Genomic DNA, 19,964 nt, shown 5'->3' with positions numbered 1-19,964 from the left:
AAGCGGAGATTTTTATGAATCCTACCGGTCAAGGTGTGGCTGCGGCCGTACTGTCCAATATACTGTTCGGCGTGATTTATCTGTACAGTGCCTGGCTCAAACCTTTAAGCGGCACGGATGTTTTTGCCTGGCGTATGGTGGTGATGCTGGGCGGTTTGTGGCTGTTGGTATTCGCCACGGGGGCTTGGCCGCAGCTGAAAGCATTTTTGCGTGAAACCGGCCGCAATTGGCGGCGTTGGGCGGGCATTCTGGCGGCGACACCGTTGGTGGCGGCCCAGCTGTGGCTGTTTATGTGGGCGCCGGTGAACGGGCACGGGGTCAATGCCGCGACCGGTTATTTCCTGTTTCCTTTGATGATGGTGGTGTTTGCACGCCTCTTTCTCGGCGAGCGGCCGAACAGGTGGCAGAAAGTAGCATTGGCATTGGCCGCTGCGGGCGTACTCTATGAAATCTGGCAGACGCAGGCACTGGCATGGACGACTTGGGCGGTGTGTCTGGGCTATCCGCCTTATTATCTGCTGCGCCGCCAGATGCGTGTACCGGCTTTGTTCGGGCTGCTGATTGATTTGACGGTGATTGCGCCGTTTGCCGCACTGTATTTGTGGCTGAACGGCAGCGGTATGGGTGATGCGGCCTGGTCGTGGAAATATCTTCTGCTGATTCCGCTTTTGGGGATATTGAGTGCGGCATCGATGCAGCTGAATCTGAATGCCAGCCGCCTGCTGCCGGTACCGCTGTTCGGTATTTTGAGTTATTTGGAACCCGTCCTGCTGTTTCTGGGGGCGTGGCTGCTGCTGGATACGCCGGTGGCGGCGGAATCTTGGCCGGCTTACGCGCTGATTATTGCGGCTTTGGCTGTGAGCGGTTTCGACGGTCTGTTGAAGCTCTGCCGCACCCGTTATGCCAAAGTGCCGGTTCAGGCCGTATAGTTTGGCCGTTTGCGGCAGAACAGGCCGTCTGAAAAGCCCGGGTGTGCTTTCAGACGGCCTTTGTGCCGGTTTGAGTGTCGAACAGGTCTGCGGGAGTCAGCAGGCGGTAAGTCCGGCCAGTCTGCTGTGCGAAACCCGGTACGCCCGATATGCCCAGCTGCCCGGCCAATGCCCTGCCTGACCGAATCCTCTGCTCGGTCTGCTCCCTGAGTGCGGGGTCGTTCAGCAGATCCGCCGCACGGGGCAGGCCGTTTCGGTTCAGGATTGAGGCAAGTATTTCGGTAACGGCAGTATCCAGACCGTCGATATAGCGGGCCGTCTGAAATACAGAGAGCAGTTCCAGTTCGCGTTCCGGTGCGGTTTGCCGTACGGCGGTCAGTGCGGCGGTCAGATTGAACGAATCGAAGTTGCCGTTTTGTCCCAGTATATTCCGGCGGTAGTGCTCGCTGAATGTCTGTCCGGTCAAATCGGCGATACGCCGGTCGTTTGACCATGCGTATCGGGAAAAACGTTCATCCATTTTTTTGCCGGAATGGGCAAATAAACCGGTCGGTATCGGATCCACTTCGGCGGTTTCGGCCAGTCGGGCAAGGTTTTTGCCGACGGCATAGCACCAGCCGCACAGCGGATCGAAAAAATAGAGGATTTTGGACATGGTATCGGGGGGGGGCATAGACGGAGCGGGGGGGATATCCGGTGGTGCAGAATCGGTGGCGGCAGGCCGTCTGAAAAACAGGCGGCCGCCTGACTCAGGCACCGGGGTGGTTCGGATTGTTTTCTGCTTCGGCCGCATCATAGGCTTCGACAATACGCTGTACTAAGGGGTGGCGCACCACGTCTTCGCTGGTAAAGGTGTGGAAGTAGATGCCTTCGACATGGCGCAGTTTTTCCTGCGCGTCTTTCAGTCCCGATTTGATGTGGCGCGGCAGGTCGATTTGGCTGCTGTCGCCGGTGATCACTGCTTTGGCACCGAAGCCGATACGGGTCAGGAACATTTTCATCTGCTCGGGCGTGGTGTTTTGCGCTTCGTCCAGAATCACATAGGCACCGTTGAGGGTGCGGCCGCGCATATAGGCCAGCGGGGCGATTTCGATTAGGCCTTTTTCCAGCAGCTTGGTTACGCGGTCGAAACCCATCAAATCATACAGCGCATCATACAGCGGGCGCAGGTAGGGATCGACTTTCTGTGCCAGGTCGCCCGGAAGGAAACCCAGTTTTTCGCCTGCTTCCACGGCGGGGCGCACGAGTACAATCCGTTCGACCTGATGTTTTTCCACCGCATCGACGGCAGCAGCGACGGCCAGATAGGTTTTTCCCGTACCGGCCGGCCCCAGTCCGAAAACGATGTCGTGGTTGAGCAGCGCGCGGATATAGCCGTTTTGGCGCGGGGTGCGCCCGCCGATGCTGCCGCGTTTGGTTTGCAGGTAGTATTGCTGAGGCGGAGTGGGTTCGGCCGGTTCGGCAGTTTTGGCTTCGACGGCGGCCAGACGGATATCGCCGTCTTCCAAATCGCGTGTTTCGGCGGTGTCGGCCAAGGCGAGCAGGGCGCGGCGGCCTGCTTCGGCCTGAGCGCCTAAGAATGTGAAGCGGCTGAAACGGCGGCTGATTTTAATGCCCAGCGTGTCGGCCAGTGCGGCCAGGTTGGTATCCAGTGCGCCGCACAGGCGTTGCAGGACGGTGTTGTCGATGTCGTCAAATTGAAGGTGTACGGTATGGCTCATGCGGTTTCCTAAAATGAGGCGGAAAGGGTTATAGGGTTGGGTCAGGAGAAAATCAAGGCCGTCTGAAAAATATTGTTTCAGACGGCCTTGATTATCGGCAGCTTATGTTACCGTTGTTTGGCAGGTGCCAGACGCAGCACGGTGTAACCCAAGATGCCCGACAGCAGCGACCCCATAAATACGCCGACTTTGCTGAAATCTTGCAGGGCGGGAGAATTGAAAGCCAGCAGGCTGATAAACAGGCTCATGGTAAAACCGATGCCGCACAGCAGTGCCACGCCGTATAATTGCAGCCAAGTGGCACCTTCGGGCAGCTTGGCCAGACGCAGTTTGGTCAGAAGCCAGACGATACCGAAAATGCCGAACTGTTTGCCGGCGAACAGTCCCAGCGCAATGCCGAGTACCACGGGCGAGAAGAGGGTTTCAGTGCTGAAATCGGCAAAGGAAACACCGGCATTGGCGAAGCCGAAAACTGGCACAATCAGGAACGAAACCCAATAAGTCAGCGCGTGTTCCCACACTAAAAGCGGCGGTTCGTTAATGGTGTCCTCATTGATGCGCAGCGGTACGGTAAATGCCAGCAGAACACCTGCCAGCGTGGCGTGGATACCGGATTTCAGGAAGAAGAACCACAGCAGCAAGCCCAGCAGCAGATAAGGCAGGGTTTTGGTTACTCCTTTTTTGTTCAGCACAAACAAAACGGCCAGAACGGCGGCGGCCAGAAGCAGGTAATTAACGGCCAGCTGTTCGGTATAGAACAGGGCGATAATCACGATGGCGGCCAGATCGTCCATAATCGCCAGCGCGGTCAGGAAGATTTTCAGCGACACCGGCACACGGCTGCCCAACAGCGCCAAGACTCCGAGCGCAAAAGCGATATCGGTGGCGGCGGGAATCGCCCAGCCTTGCGCGGCGGCGGCATCGGATCCGTTGAACAGCAGGTAAATGCCCGCCGGTGCGGCCAAACCGGCCAATGCGGCAATAGCGGGCAGGAAGCGCTTGCTGTTGGTATCCAGTTCGCCCCTGAGCAGTTCGCGCTTGACTTCCAAACCGACATAGAGAAAAAAGACCGCCATCAGGCCGTCGTTTACCCAATGCAGGACGCTCAAACCGGCCACATAGCTGCCCAATGCGCCGAAATAATATCCGGCAGCGTCGGAGTTGGCGGCTGCGAGACCGAGAGCGGCGGCCAGCATCAGGACAATGCCTGCTGCCGGTTCGGATTGGAAGAAAGAGACAAGTTTGCGTTTCATAAGTTCCCTTTTTGATGGTGTTATGATGGCGGAGGAAATTATATGATGAGATTGAGTGAGCAGCACACGATTATCAGGGCAAAGAGACAGCCGGTGGCCGTCTGAAATGCAAATTTTTGAAAATGGCGGCAGGGTGCAGAAAAGCGGGCGGAGATCGGTTTAATGGCTGCCGGGCGTCTTTCAGACGGCCTAGGAAGGTTCGGACGTCTGTTTTCCGTTGTCTGAACCCCTGCGCCACAACAGTTGGACAGCCATATAGCCGCCTGCGGCGAATACCGATGCCATCAAGATGCTGCCCAGCAGCCAAGGTTTGCCGAAGGTTGCCGCCCAACGGCTGATGTTTTGCCAGAAATGGCCGTCGTCAAAATGGGGCATCACCAGTTCGGAACGGGGCAGGTCGCCGTACAGCAGCCAGAAACCCAGTTTGTAGGCGGCGATATAGAGCGGAACCAGCGTAATCGGATTGGTGTAGAGCGTAGCAAACAGGGCAACGGGCAGGTTGGCACGCAGCAAATAGGCTGCGGCAAACGCACAGGCAAATTGGAACGGTGTGGGAATCATACCGCAATACAGACCGATAGCGGCGGCCAGTGCCACGCGGTTGCGGTCGAATGCCCAAAAATAGTCGTGTTCAAACCACGGTGCAAAGGGTTTGAACAGACGTGAGGCGAAAATTTTTTCTCGGGTGGGCAGCTTGTTTTGCCAATTTCGGGGTGTCATGTATCCATTGTAAAAGAGAATGGTCTGCAGGGGAATCCTGCGGCGTTCTTCCTGCAATCAATATTGAGAGCGGCTGAAATTTTATAGTTTTTCGGTATACCGGATAAAATATAGCATTTAGTGCTATATTTTGTGCTATGATGACGGTTGTTCAATGCAGCTGCAATTTGTTATTGATTTAAATGACAATATTGATAAGGCTGTTGTAATGAATTATTGTTATTGTATCGGTGTACCGCTTTAAAGTCAGAAAGTTTCAGATGGGCAGAATCAGCGAAATCATACGGCAGGATATTCAAAATATGCAGGCTTATGCGGTTGCCGATGTGCCCGCCGGCAGTATCAAATTAGATGCGATGGAACTGCCCTACCGCTTTGAGCCGCCGCTGATGGAAGCATTGGTACGGGAGTTGGTGCAGGCGCAGCTTAATCTGTATCCGAATCCGGCCGTGTCGGGTTTGCAGCCGTTGTTGAAAGAAGTGTTCCGAATCCCTGAACAGGCGCAGGTGGTGCTGGGAAACGGCTCTGACGAATTAATCCAATTGATGACTATGCTGGTTGCGAAGCCCGGTGCCAAAGTGATGGCATTGGGACCGAGTTTTGTAATGTACCGCCACAATGCTCAATTATTCGGTCTGGATTATATCGAGGTGCCGCTGCATGCTGATTTCACACTGAATCTGCCGGCTTTGCTGACTGCTCTGGACGAGCACCGGCCGGATCTGCTGTTTATTGCCTATCCGAATAATCCCAGCGGTGTCTGTTTCAGCCGTGCCGAAGTTGCGGCCGCTATCGAGGCTGCACCCGGCCTGGTAGTTGTGGATGAAGCATACGGGGCATTCAGTGAAGACAGTTTTTTAAACCTCAGCGGTTGCGAAGAAAAGCTGGTAGTCATCAGAACGTTGAGCAAAATCGGTTTTGCGGGTCTGCGTATCGGCTATGTGGCCGGACATCCTGCTGTGATGGGTGAGTTGGCGAAAATCGTACCGCCTTATAATATGAATCAATTGAGTTTGGTGGCGGCCAAGTTTGCCCTGCGCCATTATGATTGGGTGGCGGAGAAAGTTGCACTGCTGAAAGCAGAGCGAGGCCGTCTGTTTGACGGATTATCCGCCTTGCCCGGTGTAACGGTTTTTGCCAGCCAAACCAATTTTCTGACCATACGTGTACCCGATGCTGTATCTGTGTTTGAAGCCTTACGCGAAGCAGGTATATGGGTAAAGAAACTGCACGGCAGCCATCCGTTGCTGGCGCAATGCCTGAGGATTACCGTCGGTACGCCCGAACAAAATACGGTTGTGCTGGCAAATCTGGGTAGGATTTTAGCCGGATAATATGAATATTTCAGATGATTCCGTCAGCAAAACGGTATCATCAGCCTGTTTGACACAACAATATTTACGGAAAGAGATGAAATAATGGATAAAAAAAGCGTACGTCGTGATAACTTCTTTAAATTGGTTGAGGAGGCCGGCAATGTTTCCAAACTTGCCCGTGCCTGCGGTTATAATAACCCTGCATCACTGCATCAGCTGAACAACCGTTTGAAAAAGAACGCAGAAGGCAGCAGAGGTATCACCAACATCCTGGCTCTGAAATTGGAACAGGGTATGGGTAAGCCGAAAGGCTGGCTGGATCGTGTGCACCGCGAAAAAGCACCGGTAGCGGAAACCGCCGCAGAGCCGATGGTACAGACTGTATTGCCTGCCGCAGCAGAGGGTGCGCGGGTTGCCGCTGTCAGCCGCCATACTTCGGAAACCCAAGTCGATATCCGTATTAATCTCGATGGTTCAGGCCGTGTGCTGTTGGATACCGGTGTACCGTTTTTGAACCATATGCTGGATCAAATTGCCCGTCACAGCTTGATTGATTTGGAAATACGCTGCCAAGGCGATCTGCATATCGACGACCATCATACGGTAGAAGACATCGGCATCACATTGGGGCAGGCACTGAAACAGGCGTTGGGCGACAAGCGCGGCATTTGCCGTTACGGTCATGCTTATGTGCCGCTGGACGAAGCATTGAGCCGTGTGGTAATCGATTTGTCCGGCCGTCCGGGTTTGGTGTACAACATTGAATATACCCGCGCGGTGATCGGTCGTTTTGACGTGGATCTGCTGGAAGAGTTTTTCCACGGTTTGGTCAACCACAGCATGATGACGCTTCATATTGACAACCTGAGCGGCAAAAATGCCCATCATCAGGCAGAAACGGTTTTCAAAGCGTTCGGCCGCGCGTTGCGCATGGCAGTTGAGTATGATGCACGTATGGCGGGGCAAACCCCGTCCACCAAAGGCACATTGACCGCTTAAACAGCCGGATTCCGGCCACATCGGTTCATTGAGTAAAAGGAAATGCCGTGAAATATTATGTTCTGATTGCAGTTGTCATGCTGGCGGGTTGTGCGACACCGCAGCAGCGCGCGGCTTATGAGATGCAGCAGCATCAGCAGGCGCAAGCGCTGCAAGTAGCTTTGGCCGGACAATGTGATGCACCGACGGCTGATCTGATGCGCCGCCAATTCGCAGGCGATACGGGGCAGAACGAGCAGGAAAAACAGGCATTCCGTTTGGCTTATCTGGATAAAGTCGGCGATCCGATGTTCCGTTCCTGCTACCGTATGGCTTGGGAAAGTTATACGGCGCAGCAGCGCTTGGAAGATTTACGCCACCGCGATTACTATGATGACTGGTGGTACGGACCGCGCCCTTGGGGCTGGTGGCGGCGTTGGTAGGCCGTCTGAAATTGACCGTTTGAACGAAAAAGCGGATAATCCGAGCCAAAATCATCTGAAATCAGGCAGCTTTGCGGCTGCCTGAAAATCTTTTCAAAACCAATCAATCTGACAGACATCATGAAAGCTCCCGAACTTCTGCTGCCGGCCGGCGGCTTGGAAAGAATGCGTGCCGCCTATGATTACGGTGCCGATGCGGTTTACGCCGGTTCACCGCGCTATTCGTTGCGGGCACGCAACAATGAGTTTGCCAAACTCGACGTATTGGCACAAGGCATCAGTGAGGCGCATGAGCGCGGCAAGCTCTTTTATCTGACAGTCAATACCCTGCCTCATAACAGCAAGTTGAAAACATTCGCGGCGGATATGGAACCGCTGATTGCCATGAAGCCTGATGCACTGATTATGGCTGATCCCGGCCTGATTATGACGGTGCGCGAAAAATGGCCGCATATGCCGGTACATTTGTCGGTGCAGGCTAATACCACCAACTATTGGGGGGTCAAGTTCTGGCAGAAAATCGGTGTCGAACGGATTATCCTGTCGCGCGAACTGAGCATGGACGAAATTGCCGAAATCCGGCAGGAATGTCCCGACATCGAGCTGGAAGTGTTTGTGCACGGTGCTTTGTGTATTGCCTATTCAGGCCGTTGCCTGCTGTCTGGCTACTTCAACCACCGCGATTCCAATCAGGGAACGTGTACCAATTCCTGCCGCTGGGATTACAAGGTACACAACAGCGAGACTGATGAAATGGGTGATGCCCGCCTGTTGCAGGGATTTGATTTCCAGCAGGCACAGCAGCAGGCCGATGCGGCATTTGAGGGCATCAACGGTCAAATCCGCCACCCCGAAGCCAATAAAGTCTTTTTGATTGAAGAAGCCAACCGCCCCGGCGAGATGATGCCGATTATGGAGGACGAACACGGCACCTACATCATGAATTCCAAAGATTTGCGCGCCATTGAACAAGTGGCGAAGCTGGCACAAATCGGTGTGGACAGCCTGAAAGTGGAAGGGCGTACCAAATCGCTTTACTATGTGGCGCGTGTGGCGCAGTCCTACCGTAAAGCCATTGATGATGCCGTTGCCGGCCGGCCGTTTGACTACACCCTGCTGGCTGAGTTGGAAGGCTTGGCCAACCGCGGCTATACCCCCGGTTTTTTGGAACGGCACCAAACCAAAGAATATCAAAACTATTTGAGCGGTCATTCTACGGCCAAGCAGAGCCAATATGTCGGTCATGTTTTGATGGTTGATGATGCGGGCTGGGCAACGGTAGAAGTGAAAAACCGTTTTGCTGTCGGTGATACTTTGGAGATTATCCACCCGACGGGTAACCGAACCGTTGTTTTAGAAGCGATGCGCCGCAAAGGGAAAACGGTTGATGTGGCACCGGGGAACGGCATTCAGGTGGAAATTCCCGATATGCAGGGTCGGGAAAAAGCATTGTTGGCACGCGTTATGCAGCCCTGATGCAGTTTTCAGACGGCCTGTGGGTTGATGGATAAAGCAGTGAAATATTTTAAAAAAACGTGGCAGGCAGATTATCAGGGCATGTCTATCGTGGTGCAAAATGAGTGGAACCTTTCGCGCTGCCGCGAAGAGGTCCGCATTAACGGCCGTCTGGTTCATCATCTTGATACACCGCTTGACCGTGCGGGATTGGGCAGACGGCTGGATTTTCAGGAAAGCGGTATCCATATCGGGATTAAGCTGGGCAGTGCCTGGCATATGTGTGGCGCAGCCTGCCAGATTCTGATTAACGGCCGGTATTATGCCGGTAACCGTATCGTGTTATTTGTTCCCAAAAAGCAAAACTGATGTCGCCGATTTCAGACGGCCTTGTGAGCAATCGCTTTTTTTTAATGCAAACAGGCCGTCTGAAATCGGCTTGGTTTTACATTTATAAGGTATTCCCATAATGATTGTCCGCTTATCAACCCGGGTCATATCACGGACTGTGCTTTTAAATGGCGATATTGGATTTGGGCATGAAGCCGTCTGAATGACGCTGATAGATTCGTCGGATACCGTCAAACCGCTTTTCAGAATATTGTCTGTCAGGCGGATTTTTTCTGTGGGGCTTTTCATCTGTTTTGTGCTGTCAGAGATATTGTCCGTATCGGTTTAAGCAGTTTAGGTATTATGAAGCTGTCGGAAAATCTCTGTTGCGGATTGTTCTGTATATCTTTTCTGGGTGTGGCAATAAAAAAACGCTACCCGAAGGCAGCGTTTGGCATAAAATAGATTAGCGTTTTTCGACCGGAACGTAATCGCGACGGGTTGCACCGGTGTACAACTGGCGCGGGCGGCTGATTTTGTGACCCGGATCGGCAATCATTTCGTGCCAATGAGAGATCCAGCCGACGGTACGTGCGAGAGCGAAGATAACGGTGAACATGGATACCGGAATGCCTAAGGCAGACAGGACGATGCCGGAATAGAAATCTACATTCGGATACAGTTTGCGTTCGATAAAGAACTCGTCTTCCAAGGCGATCTTTTCCAATGCCATCGCCAGTTTGAACTTCGGATCGTTTTCCAAGCCCAATTCTTTGAGTACTTCGTAGCAGGTTTCACGCATGATGTTGGCGCGCGGATCCATATTGCGGTAAACGCGGTGGCCGAAGCCCATCAGGCGGTATTTGCGTTCTTTCACGCCTTCCATAAATTCAGGCACACGGGATACATCGCCAATTTCGTCCAGCATTTTCAGCACGGCTTCGTTTGCACCGCCGTGTGCAGGACCCCACAGGCTGGCAATGCCGGCCGAGATGCAGGCAAACGGGTTGGCACCGGAAGAACCGGCCAAGCGGACGGTTGAAGTAGAAGCATTTTGTTCGTGGTCGGCATGCAGGATAAAGATGCGATCCAATGCGCGCACCAGAACAGGATTCGGTTTGTAGTCTTCGCACGGTGTGGCAAACATCATGTGCATGAAGTTTGCGGTGTAAGACAGGTCGTTTTTCGGGAAGTTGAACGGCAGGCCGTTGGAGTAACGGTAGCACATGGCCGCGATGGTCGGAATTTTGGAAATCAGGCGGTATTCGGCAACGCGGCGGTGTTCGGCGTTGCTGATGTCCAGACTGTCTTGATAGAAAGCAGCCAAGGCACCGACCACGCCTACCATCATGGCCATCGGGTGTGCATCACGGCGGAAACCGCGGAAGAACCAAGTCAGCTGCTCGTGTACCATGGTGTGTCGGGAAACGGTACGTTCGAATTCGGCTTTTTGTTCGGCGGTGGGCAGTTCGCCGTAGATCAGAAGATAGCAGGTTTCCAAGTAGTCGCTGTGCTCGGCCAACTGTTCGATGGGGTAGCCGCGGTAGTAGAGCTGGCCTTTGTCGCCGTCGATAAAGGTAATTTTGGATTCGCAGCTTGCCGTTGAGACAAAGCCGGGGTCGAAAGTGAACATGCCGCTGGCTTTGGTAAACGTGCGGATATCGACCACGTCGTGTCCGAGTGTGCCTTTCAATACCGGCAGTTCGATATTGTCTTTGCCTTCGACGGTTACTTTGATTGATTGAGACATCTATTCTACTCCTTATTCTTCTATATCAAACAGAATTCAGACGGCCTTGGCTTGTCTGATTTTATCCAACAGGGGTAAAAACGCGGGGTTGTTGCAAACTTCCTTCTCATTGACCAAAGCCAGAAATTCCGGATCGGGCAAGTCGAGGATTTCGACAAAAACGCTGAGTTCTTCATCACTTAGACGGTCGAACTCGGCCTGCATAAACCGCCCGAGCACGATGTCGAGCTCGAGCAGTCCGCGGCGTGTCAGGAAGCGGATGCGCCGCTTCGCTGTCTCATCGAAAGTTACCATATTTAGATGGCTCGTTTCAACATGATTTCTTTAATTTTGCCGATGGCACGGGTCGGATTCAGGTGCTTCGGACAAACATCGACACACTGCATGATGGTGTGGCACCGGAACAGGCGGTAGGGGTCGTTCAGATTGTCCAACCGTTCGTTGGTAATGGTGTCGCGGCTGTCGGCGATAAAGCGGTAGGCATTCAAGAGGCCGGACGGACCGACGAATTTGTCGGGATTCCACCAGAAAGACGGACAGGCGGTCGAACAGCAGGCGCACAGAATACATTCATACAGGCCGTCCAATTCTTTCCGGTCTTCCTGACTTTGCAGGCGCTCTTTATTCGGATCGGCCGGTGTGTCATTGACAACATACGGTTTAATCGAATGGTATTGCTTGAAAAACTGCGTCATATCGACAATCAGGTCGCGGATGACCGGCAGACCGGGCAGCGGGCGCAGCACGATAGGCTGTTTGAGGCTGCGGATGTCGGTCAGGCAGGCCAAACCGTTTTTGCCGTTGATATTGATGCCGTCTGAACCGCAGATGCCTTCGCGGCAGGAGCGGCGGAATGACAGGCTGTCGTCTTGGGCTTTGAGTTTGACCAGAGCATCCAACAGTTTGACATCGGTCGGCTCGATTTCCAGCTCGAAATCCTGCAGGTAGGGCTTGGCATCGACATCCGGATTGTAGCGGTATACTTTAAAGCGGACTTTTTCCATTGTTTTGTGTTCCTTAGTAAACGCGTTTGGCCGGTTCGATGTATTCTACGGTAAGCGGTTTGGTATGAACCGGTTTGTAGGTCAAACGGTTGTCGGCGGTGTAGAACAGGGTGTGCTTCATCCAATTTTCGTCATCGCGCTCGGGGTGGTCGTCCGAGGCGTGGGCACCGCGTGATTCTTTGCGTGCCTCGGCCGAAATCAGAGTGGCTTTGGCGACTTCCATCAGGTTGTCCAATTCCAAGGCTTCGATACGTGCGGTATTCCATACTTGGCTCTTGTCTTTGATTTCGGTGTTTTTGGCACGTTCATACAGTGCGAGTACTTTTTCCACACCTTCTTTCAAAATAGCATCGGTACGGAATACGCCTGCGTGCAGTTGGACGGTGCGTTGCAGTTCGTTGCGCAGGGCATCGACGTTTTCGCCGCCGGTTTGGCTGTTCAGACGGTCGAGACGCTGTTTGGTAAATGCTCCCGCATCGGCAGGCAGATCTTTCCAGCCACTCTGCTTGTTGATGTATTCAATCATGCTGTCGCCGGCCGATTTGCCGAAGACTACCAAGTCGAGCAGGGAGTTGGTACCCAGACGGTTGGCACCGTGTACTGATGCACAGGCACACTCGCCCGCTGCGTACAGGCCGTTTACTACGGCTTCGGGGTTGTCGCCGTCGGGAACGACGACTTCGCCCAAATAGTTGGTGGGGATGCCGCCCATCATGTAGTGGGTAGTCGGTACCACGGGAATCGGGTCTTTAATCGGGTCGATACCGGCAAACTGGATGGAAATCTCGCGGATGCCCGGTAGTTTTTCCATGATTTTTTCGGCACCGATATGGTCGATTTTCAGCAGGACGTGGTCTTTGTTTTTACCGCAGCCGCGGCCTTCGTAAATTTCCATTGCCATGGCACGGGAAACGACATCGCGCGAGGCCAGGTCTTTCACCGTGGGCGCGTAACGTTCCATGAAACGTTCGCCGTCGGCATTGAGCAGGATACCGCCTTCGCCGCGTACGCCTTCGGTAATCAGAACACCGGCACCGGCCACGCCGGTGGGGTGGAACTGCCAGAACTCCATGTCTTCCAGCGGAATACCGGCACGGGCGCAGATGCCCAAGCCGTCGCCGGTATTCATAAAGGCATTGGTGGAAGAAGCATAAATACGGCCGGCACCGCCGGTGGCAAATAAGACGGCCTTGGCATGGAAAATGTAAACGTCGCCGCTTTCCATTTCCATCACGGTTACGCCGACAACGTCGCCGTTTTCGTCACGGATCAGGTCGAGAGCTGTCCATTCGACGAAAAACTGGGTATTGGCACGCACGTTTTGCTGGTAAAGCGTGTGCAGCATGGCATGACCGGTACGGTCGGCCACGGCGCAGGCGCGCTCGACGGCACGTTTGCCGTGTTCGGCCGTGTGACCACCGAACGGGCGTTGGTAGATTTTACCGCTTTCCACGCGGTCGAACGGCATACCCATATGCTCCAACTCGATAACGGCTTCGGGCGCACGGCGGGTCATGAATTCAATAGCATCTTGGTCGCCCAGCCAGTCGGAACCTTTGACGGTATCGTACATGTGCCAAGTCCAGTGGTCTTCCTGGACGTTGCCCAGAGAGGCGGAGATGCCGCCTTGTGCGGCCACGGTGTGCGAACGGGTCGGGAAAACTTTGGATAAAACGGCGGTATTCAGGCCGGCTTTGGACAATTGCAGTGCGGCACGCAGACCGGCACCGCCGCCGCCGACGATGACGGCATCAAATTTACGGATAGGAAACGTCATGATTAACCCCAAATCACTTTAACGGAATACACGGCACAGCCGACCAGCCAGACGGCAGTGGCACTGTGCAGGAACAGGCGCAGCCCCATGGGCTTGATGTAGTCCATCCACAGGTCGCGGATGCCCACCCAAGCGTGCAGCAGCAAAGCGATGAAAGTGGTTTGGGTAAAAACTTTGACCCAAGTTTGGCTGAAAAGCGCCTGCCATTGGGCATAGTCTCCAGCTCCTGCCATTCCCAGCAGGAAAGCAATGAATACCAGCGCATAGATGCCCATAATGACGGCGGTAATGCGCTGCATGGCCCAGTCACGCAAACCGTAATGGGCACCGGTCAGTTTACGGTTTACCATAATACGACTCCCAGAATCACTGTCAGCACCAATGCGGCGGCAAAAACGATTTTTGCGGTCAGCCGCGCAGTGGGCAGATCCAAACCTTTATGGGCATCCAGCAGCAAAAAGCGGATGCCGGCAAAAAAGTGGTGCCAAAACGCCCACATCAAGCCGATTAAAACCAGCTTGACCAAGGGGTTGCCTACCAGATTTTTGTAAGATTCGAAAGTTTCGCCGCTGCTCAGCGAACCGTCCAGCAGGCACAGCAGCACGGGCAGCATCAAAAACAGGATAACACCGCTGATGCGGTGCAGAATGGACACGATCCCGGGAATCGGCAACCGGATGTTGTTGATTTCCAGAAATACAGGTCGCTTTTTCGTCTGCATTTCGATTCCTTTAAAAAATGAATAGTTTTTATAAGTTCTCAAAACCAAAGTAACTCAGTGCGGCACGGTAGCGGTTACACTAAGTTACGTTAGGGCGTAATTTACCTTGTTTAATTGTTATTGAACAGCCCTATTTTACATAAATTAATCAAAAAGACGGTGTTTTTTAATTTTTTCAACCCTCAGGCGGTGCAGGCCGGAGGAATGTTTGCCGGGGAAGGCCGTCTGAAAACAGGGAGTATACGGTTCAGACGGCCTGCGTCAGGTTGTCAGGCCAACGCTATGATGGTTTCGGCAGCGGCAACGCATTCGGCCAGCGGGGCAACCAGTGCGATGCGCACATAGCCTTGTCCGGGATTGCCGTGGCGGCTGTCGCGGGCAAGGAAGCGGCCGGGCAGGACTTGGACAGCGGCTTCGCGCCACAGCTTGCGGGCAAATGCCAAGTCGTCGCCGTCCGGCACTTTCAGCCACAGGTAAAAAGAGGCATCGGGCATCTGTACATTGAATTTGCGACGCAGTATGGGCACGACTTGGTCGAATTTTTCCTGATACAGGCGGCGGTTTTCTGCGACATGGGTTTCATCGTTCCAGGCGGCGATGCTGGCGCGTTGGACGGGAATGCTCATCGCGCTGCCGTGGTAGGTGCGGTAGAGCAGAAACTTTTTCAGCAGGTCGGCATCACCGGCTACAAAGCCCGAGCGCAGGCCGGGTGCGTTGGATCGCTTGGACAGACTGGTAAACATGACCAATTTTTGGAAGCCGCGCCCCAATTGCCGCGCAGCCTGCAATGCACCCAAAGGTTTGCGGCCGTCGAAATAGATTTCGGAATAGCATTCGTCCGAAGCGATGACAAAGCCGTACCGGTCTTGCAGGGTAAACAGTTCTTTCCAGTCGTCCAGCTGCATCACGCTGCCGCTGGGGTTGTTCGGCGAGCAGACAAACAGCAGTTTGACGTTCGGCCAGACATCAGGGCCGATTTGCGTCCAGTCGGGCAGAAAGCGCGGCGCAGTGCAGTCGGCAAAAACGATGTCGGCTCCGCCCAAAAAGGCTGCACCTTCGTAAATCTGATAAAAGGGATTGGGGCTGACGACGGTTTGCGGATGGGCGGCAGCAGGGTCGAGTACCACTTGGGCGAAAGAGAACAGAGCCTCGCGGCTGCCCAGAACGGGCAGGATTTCGCTGTCGGGATCGACCGTCAGGCCATCGTAACGGCGGGCAAGCCAGTCGGCGCAGGCTTGGCGCAGTTCGGGCAGGCCCGCGCTGACAGGGTATTTGTCCAATTCGTGCAGCGAGGCGGTCAGGGCTTCGATAATGACGGCGGGAGTGGGGTGCTTCGGTTCGCCGATATGCAGCGGTACGGGCCGGCATCCGGCCGGTGGAGCGATGTCCTGCATGGTTTCGCGCAGACGGGCAAACGGATAGGGCAGGAGGGCGTTCAGGTGGCTGTTCATAGGGGTGTCGGTATGATGGGTAAGAGATGAAAAATTCTAACAAATCGCAGGCCGTCTGAAAATCCGCGTTGGGGAAGGCCTTCAGACGGCTGAAATATGTTGTGTCGATGGCTGGGCGGTTGATGTGGGAAGTGGGCAGAAAGTATGGGGCAGGTGGTCGGATGCGGGGTATCCGACCTACGGTGGATCGGCAATTGTGGGGTACTGTTAGTTTTTGCACCAAGTATTTTATAGAGAGAACTACAAAAAGGCTTTGTAGTTAAATAGATTTTTAGTGACTTTTCTCAAAATGGACTTGCATTAGCTTTTGCGAAAAATCTGATGAAATCGAACATTTTTTGATTGGGATTGATTGGAATATTAGAGATTTTAAGCACTCTTTAAACCAATTTTAGCGACCATTCAAATTTGGCGGGCAAACCATTCGACCCTGCCGATAATTTGAACATCGTTAAATTCATCCTGTAAATCCACTTCAAACGGCGCATAAGCCTCATTAGCCGAACTGATCAGCAATTTACCACTAGGCATGGATTGAACACGCTTTACAATTAATTCTTCATTGATGCGCACGACATATAAACCATTGCCCGGTCGGTTCTCCGCATGATTGACGAGAATGGTATCCCTGTCTTCAAGCACACTGCCCATGCTTTCGCCCTTGACCGAAATCACGGACAAATCTTTGGGGTTGGCACGTAAATAATTGCGGAAACAAATATCATTTAAAACGAGTGAAACTTGGAACTAAACCTGGAACTGGCAATGCAGTTCCAAGTTAGAATAAAACAAATAAACTTCAACAAGTTAGTAACATTTTTAATGTTTTAAACTTTTACGCCAACTTGGAACTCACATTTTATTTTTCTTGGACGCTACCGCCGAATAAGCTTTTTGAAGATCCGCATCGCTTAATTCAGTGAGACTGGCCACGCCGAAATTCTTTTGTATATAAGAACCAAACCAATCCTCCAGAGAGAATTTTTTAATATTCAATTTGATATATGCGTATTTCTTCTTTCGCCATTCCGGATCATTTTTTCTTGATGTGGGTGTACTGCTTAAGCGCCCCAGCCATTTTCTGAGATATGTTTCAGCTTTTTCATAATCGGTCAGAGCAATAAGTTTGTATGAGGGTACCTGACAAAAAGAATTCAGACTCGCCCAGATAGCACGCATCGATTTGGGTTCTTTTTTTGCAATTTTTTCGGCATTCCAAACTTGCCTAACAAGGTCCTGTAGTTTTGCCATCTGCCCCAAACTAATGTGATCCTGACCGGGTTTAATGTCGGCGATAGTTTTTGTCACATGATTTTGGGTGTTGATTTGATTAACCACAGAGCCGGAAGATGCGATAACAGAATTGCTGACATTGCCGTTTATCTGATTCTCGACGGTATTCTTTTCGATCTTTTCGATCAATTGCTGCTCCAAGTCATCAGCAACGGCTTTCAAGTTGGTCGAACGGATGCCGGTAAATACAAATTGAATATCAATCCCGAGCTGGACTGCTGCGATTAAAAAGTCTGCAGGAATATTAACCTGGCCGGTTTCATACAGACGCAAACTCTCTGCACTGCATCCTGTTTGCTCAGCAAAATTTTTTCTTGAGTATCCCAAGCGCGTACGCTCTTCAACTAAATTCAAAGCCAAATCAATACGTTCCATAAAATAACCCAAGATTAAAAACAAATATACTTGCTATACCAAATATATTTGGGATATTATTCAAGGCAAGAAAGGCAAGCATCTAAGCCTGTAATGTAAGTAAGGTCATATTCTATCATGAGGGTAACTATGGGAGCTAATGAAATCTATGATTCCTTAGAGAAAAACAATGTATCTGCGCGCATGATTGCCGATGCATTGGGGGTAACTAATCAATCCGTATCAGAGGTTATCCGAAACGGCCGGGGCAGCCGCCGTATTGCTGAAGCTGTTGCCAAAGTCATTCAAAGAGAACTGACGGAAGTATTTCCATATTACTCAGTTAAAAACTGCCGGTCGGCAAAAATTAACGAGCTAAGAGAATTCTTAAAGGTTGGCTGATATGGGATGTTTGAGCCTGAAAGATTTGGTAGATATGAATTTGCCCAATCTCCCCAAAACCATAAACGGCATGCGGAAAATTGCTCAAAGAGAATGCTGGCTCAGCCGTAAGCGCAAAGGCCGAGGCGGCGGTTTGGAGTATGCCGTCAGCAGTCTGCCTGCCGATATTCAGACGGCCATTCGTGAGAAACAGGCAGAAAACGTGATCCGGCAGGCTGCTGTCGTACTGCCTCAGTCCGATCTGCCGGTGCCTTTTGAAAAGCCGCTAAGCAAAGAAAAACAGGGGGTGGCACGCCGCAGAATGAATCTGCTCTCGCTGCCGAGCGTCGATTTGATGAAGGGTTACAGTCAATCGCAAAAAGCGTGCGCCCATGCGCGTATGGCTCTGGCGGCAGCGGTGCTGCATATCCATAGGACAACCGGGTTGGCGTTGAAAGCGGCCGTCGCTTTGCTGATCGGCCGGATTGAAAACGGCGCAGCCGATCCCGTGTTGGTAGCAGCAGTACCGCTGGCCAATGCCCGAAGCGGCGGCAAAACCAAGCTGTCGGCACGCTCGCTGATGGGGTGGGTGCAGGACTACAAGCACGGTGATACGCCGTCGGCACGGCTGGCTTTGCTGGCACCATTGCCGACCAAACGGGAAAAGCCCGCAGCGGCTTACGTTTGGCTGCCTTATTTTGCCAAGCAGCACTGTATTCCGAGTGCCCCGCCGCTGTCGCAATCGTATCAGGCGTTTGCGGCATGGTGGCGGCAGCATATGCCGGAAAAAGGCCTGCCGACGGAAAGTCAGGTCAGACGGGTATGGAACAGGCTGCCGGTTGTGATGCAGGAGCGCGGCCGCAAAACGGGGGCGGCATATAAGGCATTATTGCCCTATGTTAAACGCGATTGGGATGCGCTGGAACCGAACGATGTCTGGATCGGCGACGGCCACAGTTTCAAGGCGAAGGTGGCACATCCGGTACACGGCCGGCCGTTTAAGCCGGAAGTCACGGTCATTATCGACGGTTGCAGCCGGATGGTTATGGGGTTTTCGGTTTCTTTGGCAGAAAGCTGTGTGGCGGTGGCCGACTGTCTGCGGATCGGGATCAAACATTTCGGTGTCCCGCTGATGTATTACTCGGATAACGGCGCAGGACAAACAGGTAAAACCATCGACCACGAAATTACCGGCCTGACCGCCCGCCTGGGTATTCATCATGAAACCGGCCTGCCCGGCAATCCGCAGGGGCGCGGCATTATCGAACGGTGGTGGCCGGACAATCTGATGGCATTGGCCCGCCGGTATGAAACCTACACCGGCCCGGATATGGACAGCAGCACGAAAACGCTGGTGTACCGGAAGATGGAAAGTGCGTTTAACGCGCTGGAAAAAGGCAGGGAACTGACAGGTGGGCAAAAGCAGTATCTGAACAAACTGCCCGGTTGGAGCCGGTTTATTGCCGATGTGGCTGCCTGTATTGATGCCTACAACCGAAAACCGCACGGCGAATTGCCGAAAAAAGGCGACGGCAGCCGATACAGCCCCGCCGAATACCGCGCACACCGTCTGGCAGCCTCCGGTGCAGAACCCGACTTACTGCTTCCCCAAGAGCTGGATACGCTGTTTATGCCTCAGGAAATCCGCAAAGTACAGCGCGGGTGGATTGATTTGTTTACCCATCAATATTTCAGCGAAGAACTGGCACCCTACCATCAGGAAGAAGTACGCGTGGCCTATGATTTGGATGATGCGCAATATGTGGTGGTGTACGGTTTAGACGGCAAATATCTGTGCAAGGCCAAACTCGACGGTAACAAACGTCCGGCTTTCTCACTCAGCCGCCGCGACCAATTGGCCGAAGCGCGGGCGCAAAGAAAAATCCGGCGTGCCGAGCAGGCCATTGCGTTGGCCAAGGCCGAAAACGATCCGGCTATCGAACAGGCGGCGGCTTTTGACGAACTGTTCGGTATGCAGTGGCAGAAAGTTTCCGGCAGCGATGTGGCCGTCAGGGAATATACAGTCAGGCGGCCGTCTGACGATGACGATATTGTGTTGTTTAAAACCGATTTGGAAGGGAATTAATC

Annotated in this window: 22 protein-coding genes; 8 read left to right on the top strand and 14 right to left on the bottom strand. The window is 53.0% G+C overall.

Features of this window, described 5'->3' with window-relative positions; genetic code table 11:
* The first annotated feature begins 14 nt into the window (after positions 1 to 14).
* Positions 15 to 929, top strand: a complete 915-nt coding sequence (gene rarD / locus ORY85_RS03640; protein ID WP_274571603.1) for an EamA family transporter RarD — start codon at positions 15 to 17, stop codon at positions 927 to 929.
* Positions 930 to 978: 49 nt separating this feature from the next.
* Here rarD and ORY85_RS03635 read toward each other — a convergent pair whose 3' ends face one another.
* The 4 genes from ORY85_RS03635 to ORY85_RS03620 form a co-directional block, all read right to left on the bottom strand.
* Positions 979 to 1,602 (bottom strand): DsbA family protein, encoded by a 624-nt coding sequence (locus tag ORY85_RS03635; protein ID WP_274571602.1) that lies wholly within the window; start codon positions 1,600 to 1,602, stop codon positions 979 to 981.
* Positions 1,603 to 1,678: 76 nt separating this feature from the next.
* Positions 1,679 to 2,650: a PhoH family protein gene (locus ORY85_RS03630; protein ID WP_274571601.1), complete on the bottom strand. Its 972-nt coding sequence runs from the start codon at positions 2,648 to 2,650 to the stop codon at positions 1,679 to 1,681.
* 107 nt (positions 2,651 to 2,757) lie between these two features.
* On the bottom strand, positions 2,758 to 3,903 hold the full coding sequence (gene nhaA, locus ORY85_RS03625) for a Na+/H+ antiporter NhaA (RefSeq protein ID WP_274571600.1): 1,146 nt from the start codon (positions 3,901 to 3,903) through the stop codon (positions 2,758 to 2,760).
* A 189-nt stretch (positions 3,904 to 4,092) separates the two neighbouring features.
* Entirely contained in the window at positions 4,093 to 4,623 is a 531-nt protein-coding gene (locus tag ORY85_RS03620) for a DUF2062 domain-containing protein (protein ID WP_274571599.1), read from the bottom strand.
* 260 nt (positions 4,624 to 4,883) lie between these two features.
* On the opposite strand from ORY85_RS03620, the gene hisC reads away from it, so the two are divergent.
* The 5 genes from hisC to ORY85_RS03595 all read left to right on the top strand — a co-directional run bounded on the left by hisC (position 4,884) and on the right by ORY85_RS03595 (position 9,184).
* On the top strand, positions 4,884 to 5,957 hold the full coding sequence (gene hisC / locus ORY85_RS03615) for a histidinol-phosphate transaminase (RefSeq protein ID WP_274571598.1): 1,074 nt from the start codon (positions 4,884 to 4,886) through the stop codon (positions 5,955 to 5,957).
* A gap of 84 nt (positions 5,958 to 6,041) precedes the next feature.
* Complete coding sequence (gene hisB / locus ORY85_RS03610; protein ID WP_274571597.1) at positions 6,042 to 6,938, top strand: imidazoleglycerol-phosphate dehydratase HisB; 897 nt, start codon at positions 6,042 to 6,044, stop codon at positions 6,936 to 6,938.
* A 47-nt stretch (positions 6,939 to 6,985) separates the two neighbouring features.
* Entirely contained in the window at positions 6,986 to 7,360 is a 375-nt protein-coding gene (locus tag ORY85_RS03605; protein WP_274571596.1) for a hypothetical protein, read from the top strand.
* A gap of 120 nt (positions 7,361 to 7,480) precedes the next feature.
* Positions 7,481 to 8,836: a tRNA 5-hydroxyuridine modification protein YegQ gene (gene yegQ, locus ORY85_RS03600; protein WP_274571595.1), complete on the top strand. Its 1,356-nt coding sequence runs from the start codon at positions 7,481 to 7,483 to the stop codon at positions 8,834 to 8,836.
* A gap of 39 nt (positions 8,837 to 8,875) precedes the next feature.
* Positions 8,876 to 9,184, top strand: coding sequence for a hypothetical protein (locus ORY85_RS03595; protein WP_274571594.1), 309 nt, complete (start codon positions 8,876 to 8,878; stop codon positions 9,182 to 9,184).
* Here ORY85_RS03595 and ORY85_RS03590 read toward each other — a convergent pair.
* From ORY85_RS03590 to ORY85_RS03545, 10 genes are all read right to left on the bottom strand, one after another.
* The gene (locus ORY85_RS03590; protein WP_274571593.1) at positions 9,158 to 9,454 is read right to left on the bottom strand and encodes a hypothetical protein; all 297 of its coding nucleotides are present in this window, start codon (positions 9,452 to 9,454) and stop codon (positions 9,158 to 9,160) included. The two genes, ORY85_RS03595 and ORY85_RS03590, sit on opposite strands and share 27 nt — an antisense overlap.
* A 157-nt stretch (positions 9,455 to 9,611) precedes the next feature.
* Entirely contained in the window at positions 9,612 to 10,895 is a 1,284-nt protein-coding gene (gene gltA, locus ORY85_RS03585) for a citrate synthase (protein ID WP_274571592.1), read from the bottom strand.
* 36 nt (positions 10,896 to 10,931) lie between these two features.
* On the bottom strand, positions 10,932 to 11,189 hold the full coding sequence (locus ORY85_RS03580; protein ID WP_274571591.1) for a succinate dehydrogenase assembly factor 2: 258 nt from the start codon (positions 11,187 to 11,189) through the stop codon (positions 10,932 to 10,934).
* 2 nt (positions 11,190 to 11,191) lie between these two features.
* A complete protein-coding gene (locus tag ORY85_RS03575; RefSeq protein WP_274571590.1) occupies positions 11,192 to 11,899 on the bottom strand; it encodes a succinate dehydrogenase iron-sulfur subunit in 708 nt (235 codons plus the stop codon).
* Positions 11,900 to 11,912: 13 nt separating this feature from the next.
* Positions 11,913 to 13,676, bottom strand: coding sequence for a succinate dehydrogenase flavoprotein subunit (gene sdhA / locus ORY85_RS03570; protein WP_274571589.1), 1,764 nt, complete (start codon positions 13,674 to 13,676; stop codon positions 11,913 to 11,915).
* Between the two features lie 2 nt (positions 13,677 to 13,678).
* Positions 13,679 to 14,026 (bottom strand): succinate dehydrogenase, hydrophobic membrane anchor protein, encoded by a 348-nt coding sequence (gene sdhD / locus ORY85_RS03565; protein WP_274571587.1) that lies wholly within the window; start codon positions 14,024 to 14,026, stop codon positions 13,679 to 13,681.
* Entirely contained in the window at positions 14,020 to 14,397 is a 378-nt protein-coding gene (gene sdhC / locus ORY85_RS03560) for a succinate dehydrogenase, cytochrome b556 subunit (protein WP_274571586.1), read from the bottom strand. The genes sdhD and sdhC overlap by 7 nt, the downstream gene beginning before the upstream one ends.
* Positions 14,398 to 14,666: 269 nt before the next feature.
* Positions 14,667 to 15,848: a succinyldiaminopimelate transaminase gene (dapC, locus tag ORY85_RS03555; protein WP_274571585.1), complete on the bottom strand. Its 1,182-nt coding sequence runs from the start codon at positions 15,846 to 15,848 to the stop codon at positions 14,667 to 14,669.
* 402 nt (positions 15,849 to 16,250) lie between these two features.
* Positions 16,251 to 16,568 (bottom strand): S24 family peptidase, encoded by a 318-nt coding sequence (locus tag ORY85_RS03550; RefSeq protein WP_338578463.1) that lies wholly within the window; start codon positions 16,566 to 16,568, stop codon positions 16,251 to 16,253.
* Between the two features lie 132 nt (positions 16,569 to 16,700).
* Positions 16,701 to 17,516: a helix-turn-helix domain-containing protein gene (locus ORY85_RS03545; protein WP_274571584.1), complete on the bottom strand. Its 816-nt coding sequence runs from the start codon at positions 17,514 to 17,516 to the stop codon at positions 16,701 to 16,703.
* Between the two features lie 129 nt (positions 17,517 to 17,645).
* On the opposite strand from ORY85_RS03545, the gene ORY85_RS03540 reads away from it, so the two are divergent.
* Positions 17,646 to 17,897: an XRE family transcriptional regulator gene (locus tag ORY85_RS03540; protein ID WP_274571583.1), complete on the top strand. Its 252-nt coding sequence runs from the start codon at positions 17,646 to 17,648 to the stop codon at positions 17,895 to 17,897.
* Position 17,898: 1 nt separating this feature from the next.
* Complete coding sequence (locus ORY85_RS03535) at positions 17,899 to 19,962, top strand: transposase (protein ID WP_338578340.1); 2,064 nt, start codon at positions 17,899 to 17,901, stop codon at positions 19,960 to 19,962.
* Positions 19,963 to 19,964 lie beyond the last annotated feature (2 nt).

The sequence above is a fragment of the Neisseria leonii genome, from assembly GCF_028776105.2.
GTDB classification, from domain to species: domain Bacteria; phylum Pseudomonadota; class Gammaproteobacteria; order Burkholderiales; family Neisseriaceae; genus Neisseria; species Neisseria leonii.
Note: the sequence above shows the minus strand (reverse complement) of the source record. Positions and strands in the feature narration are given on the sequence as shown.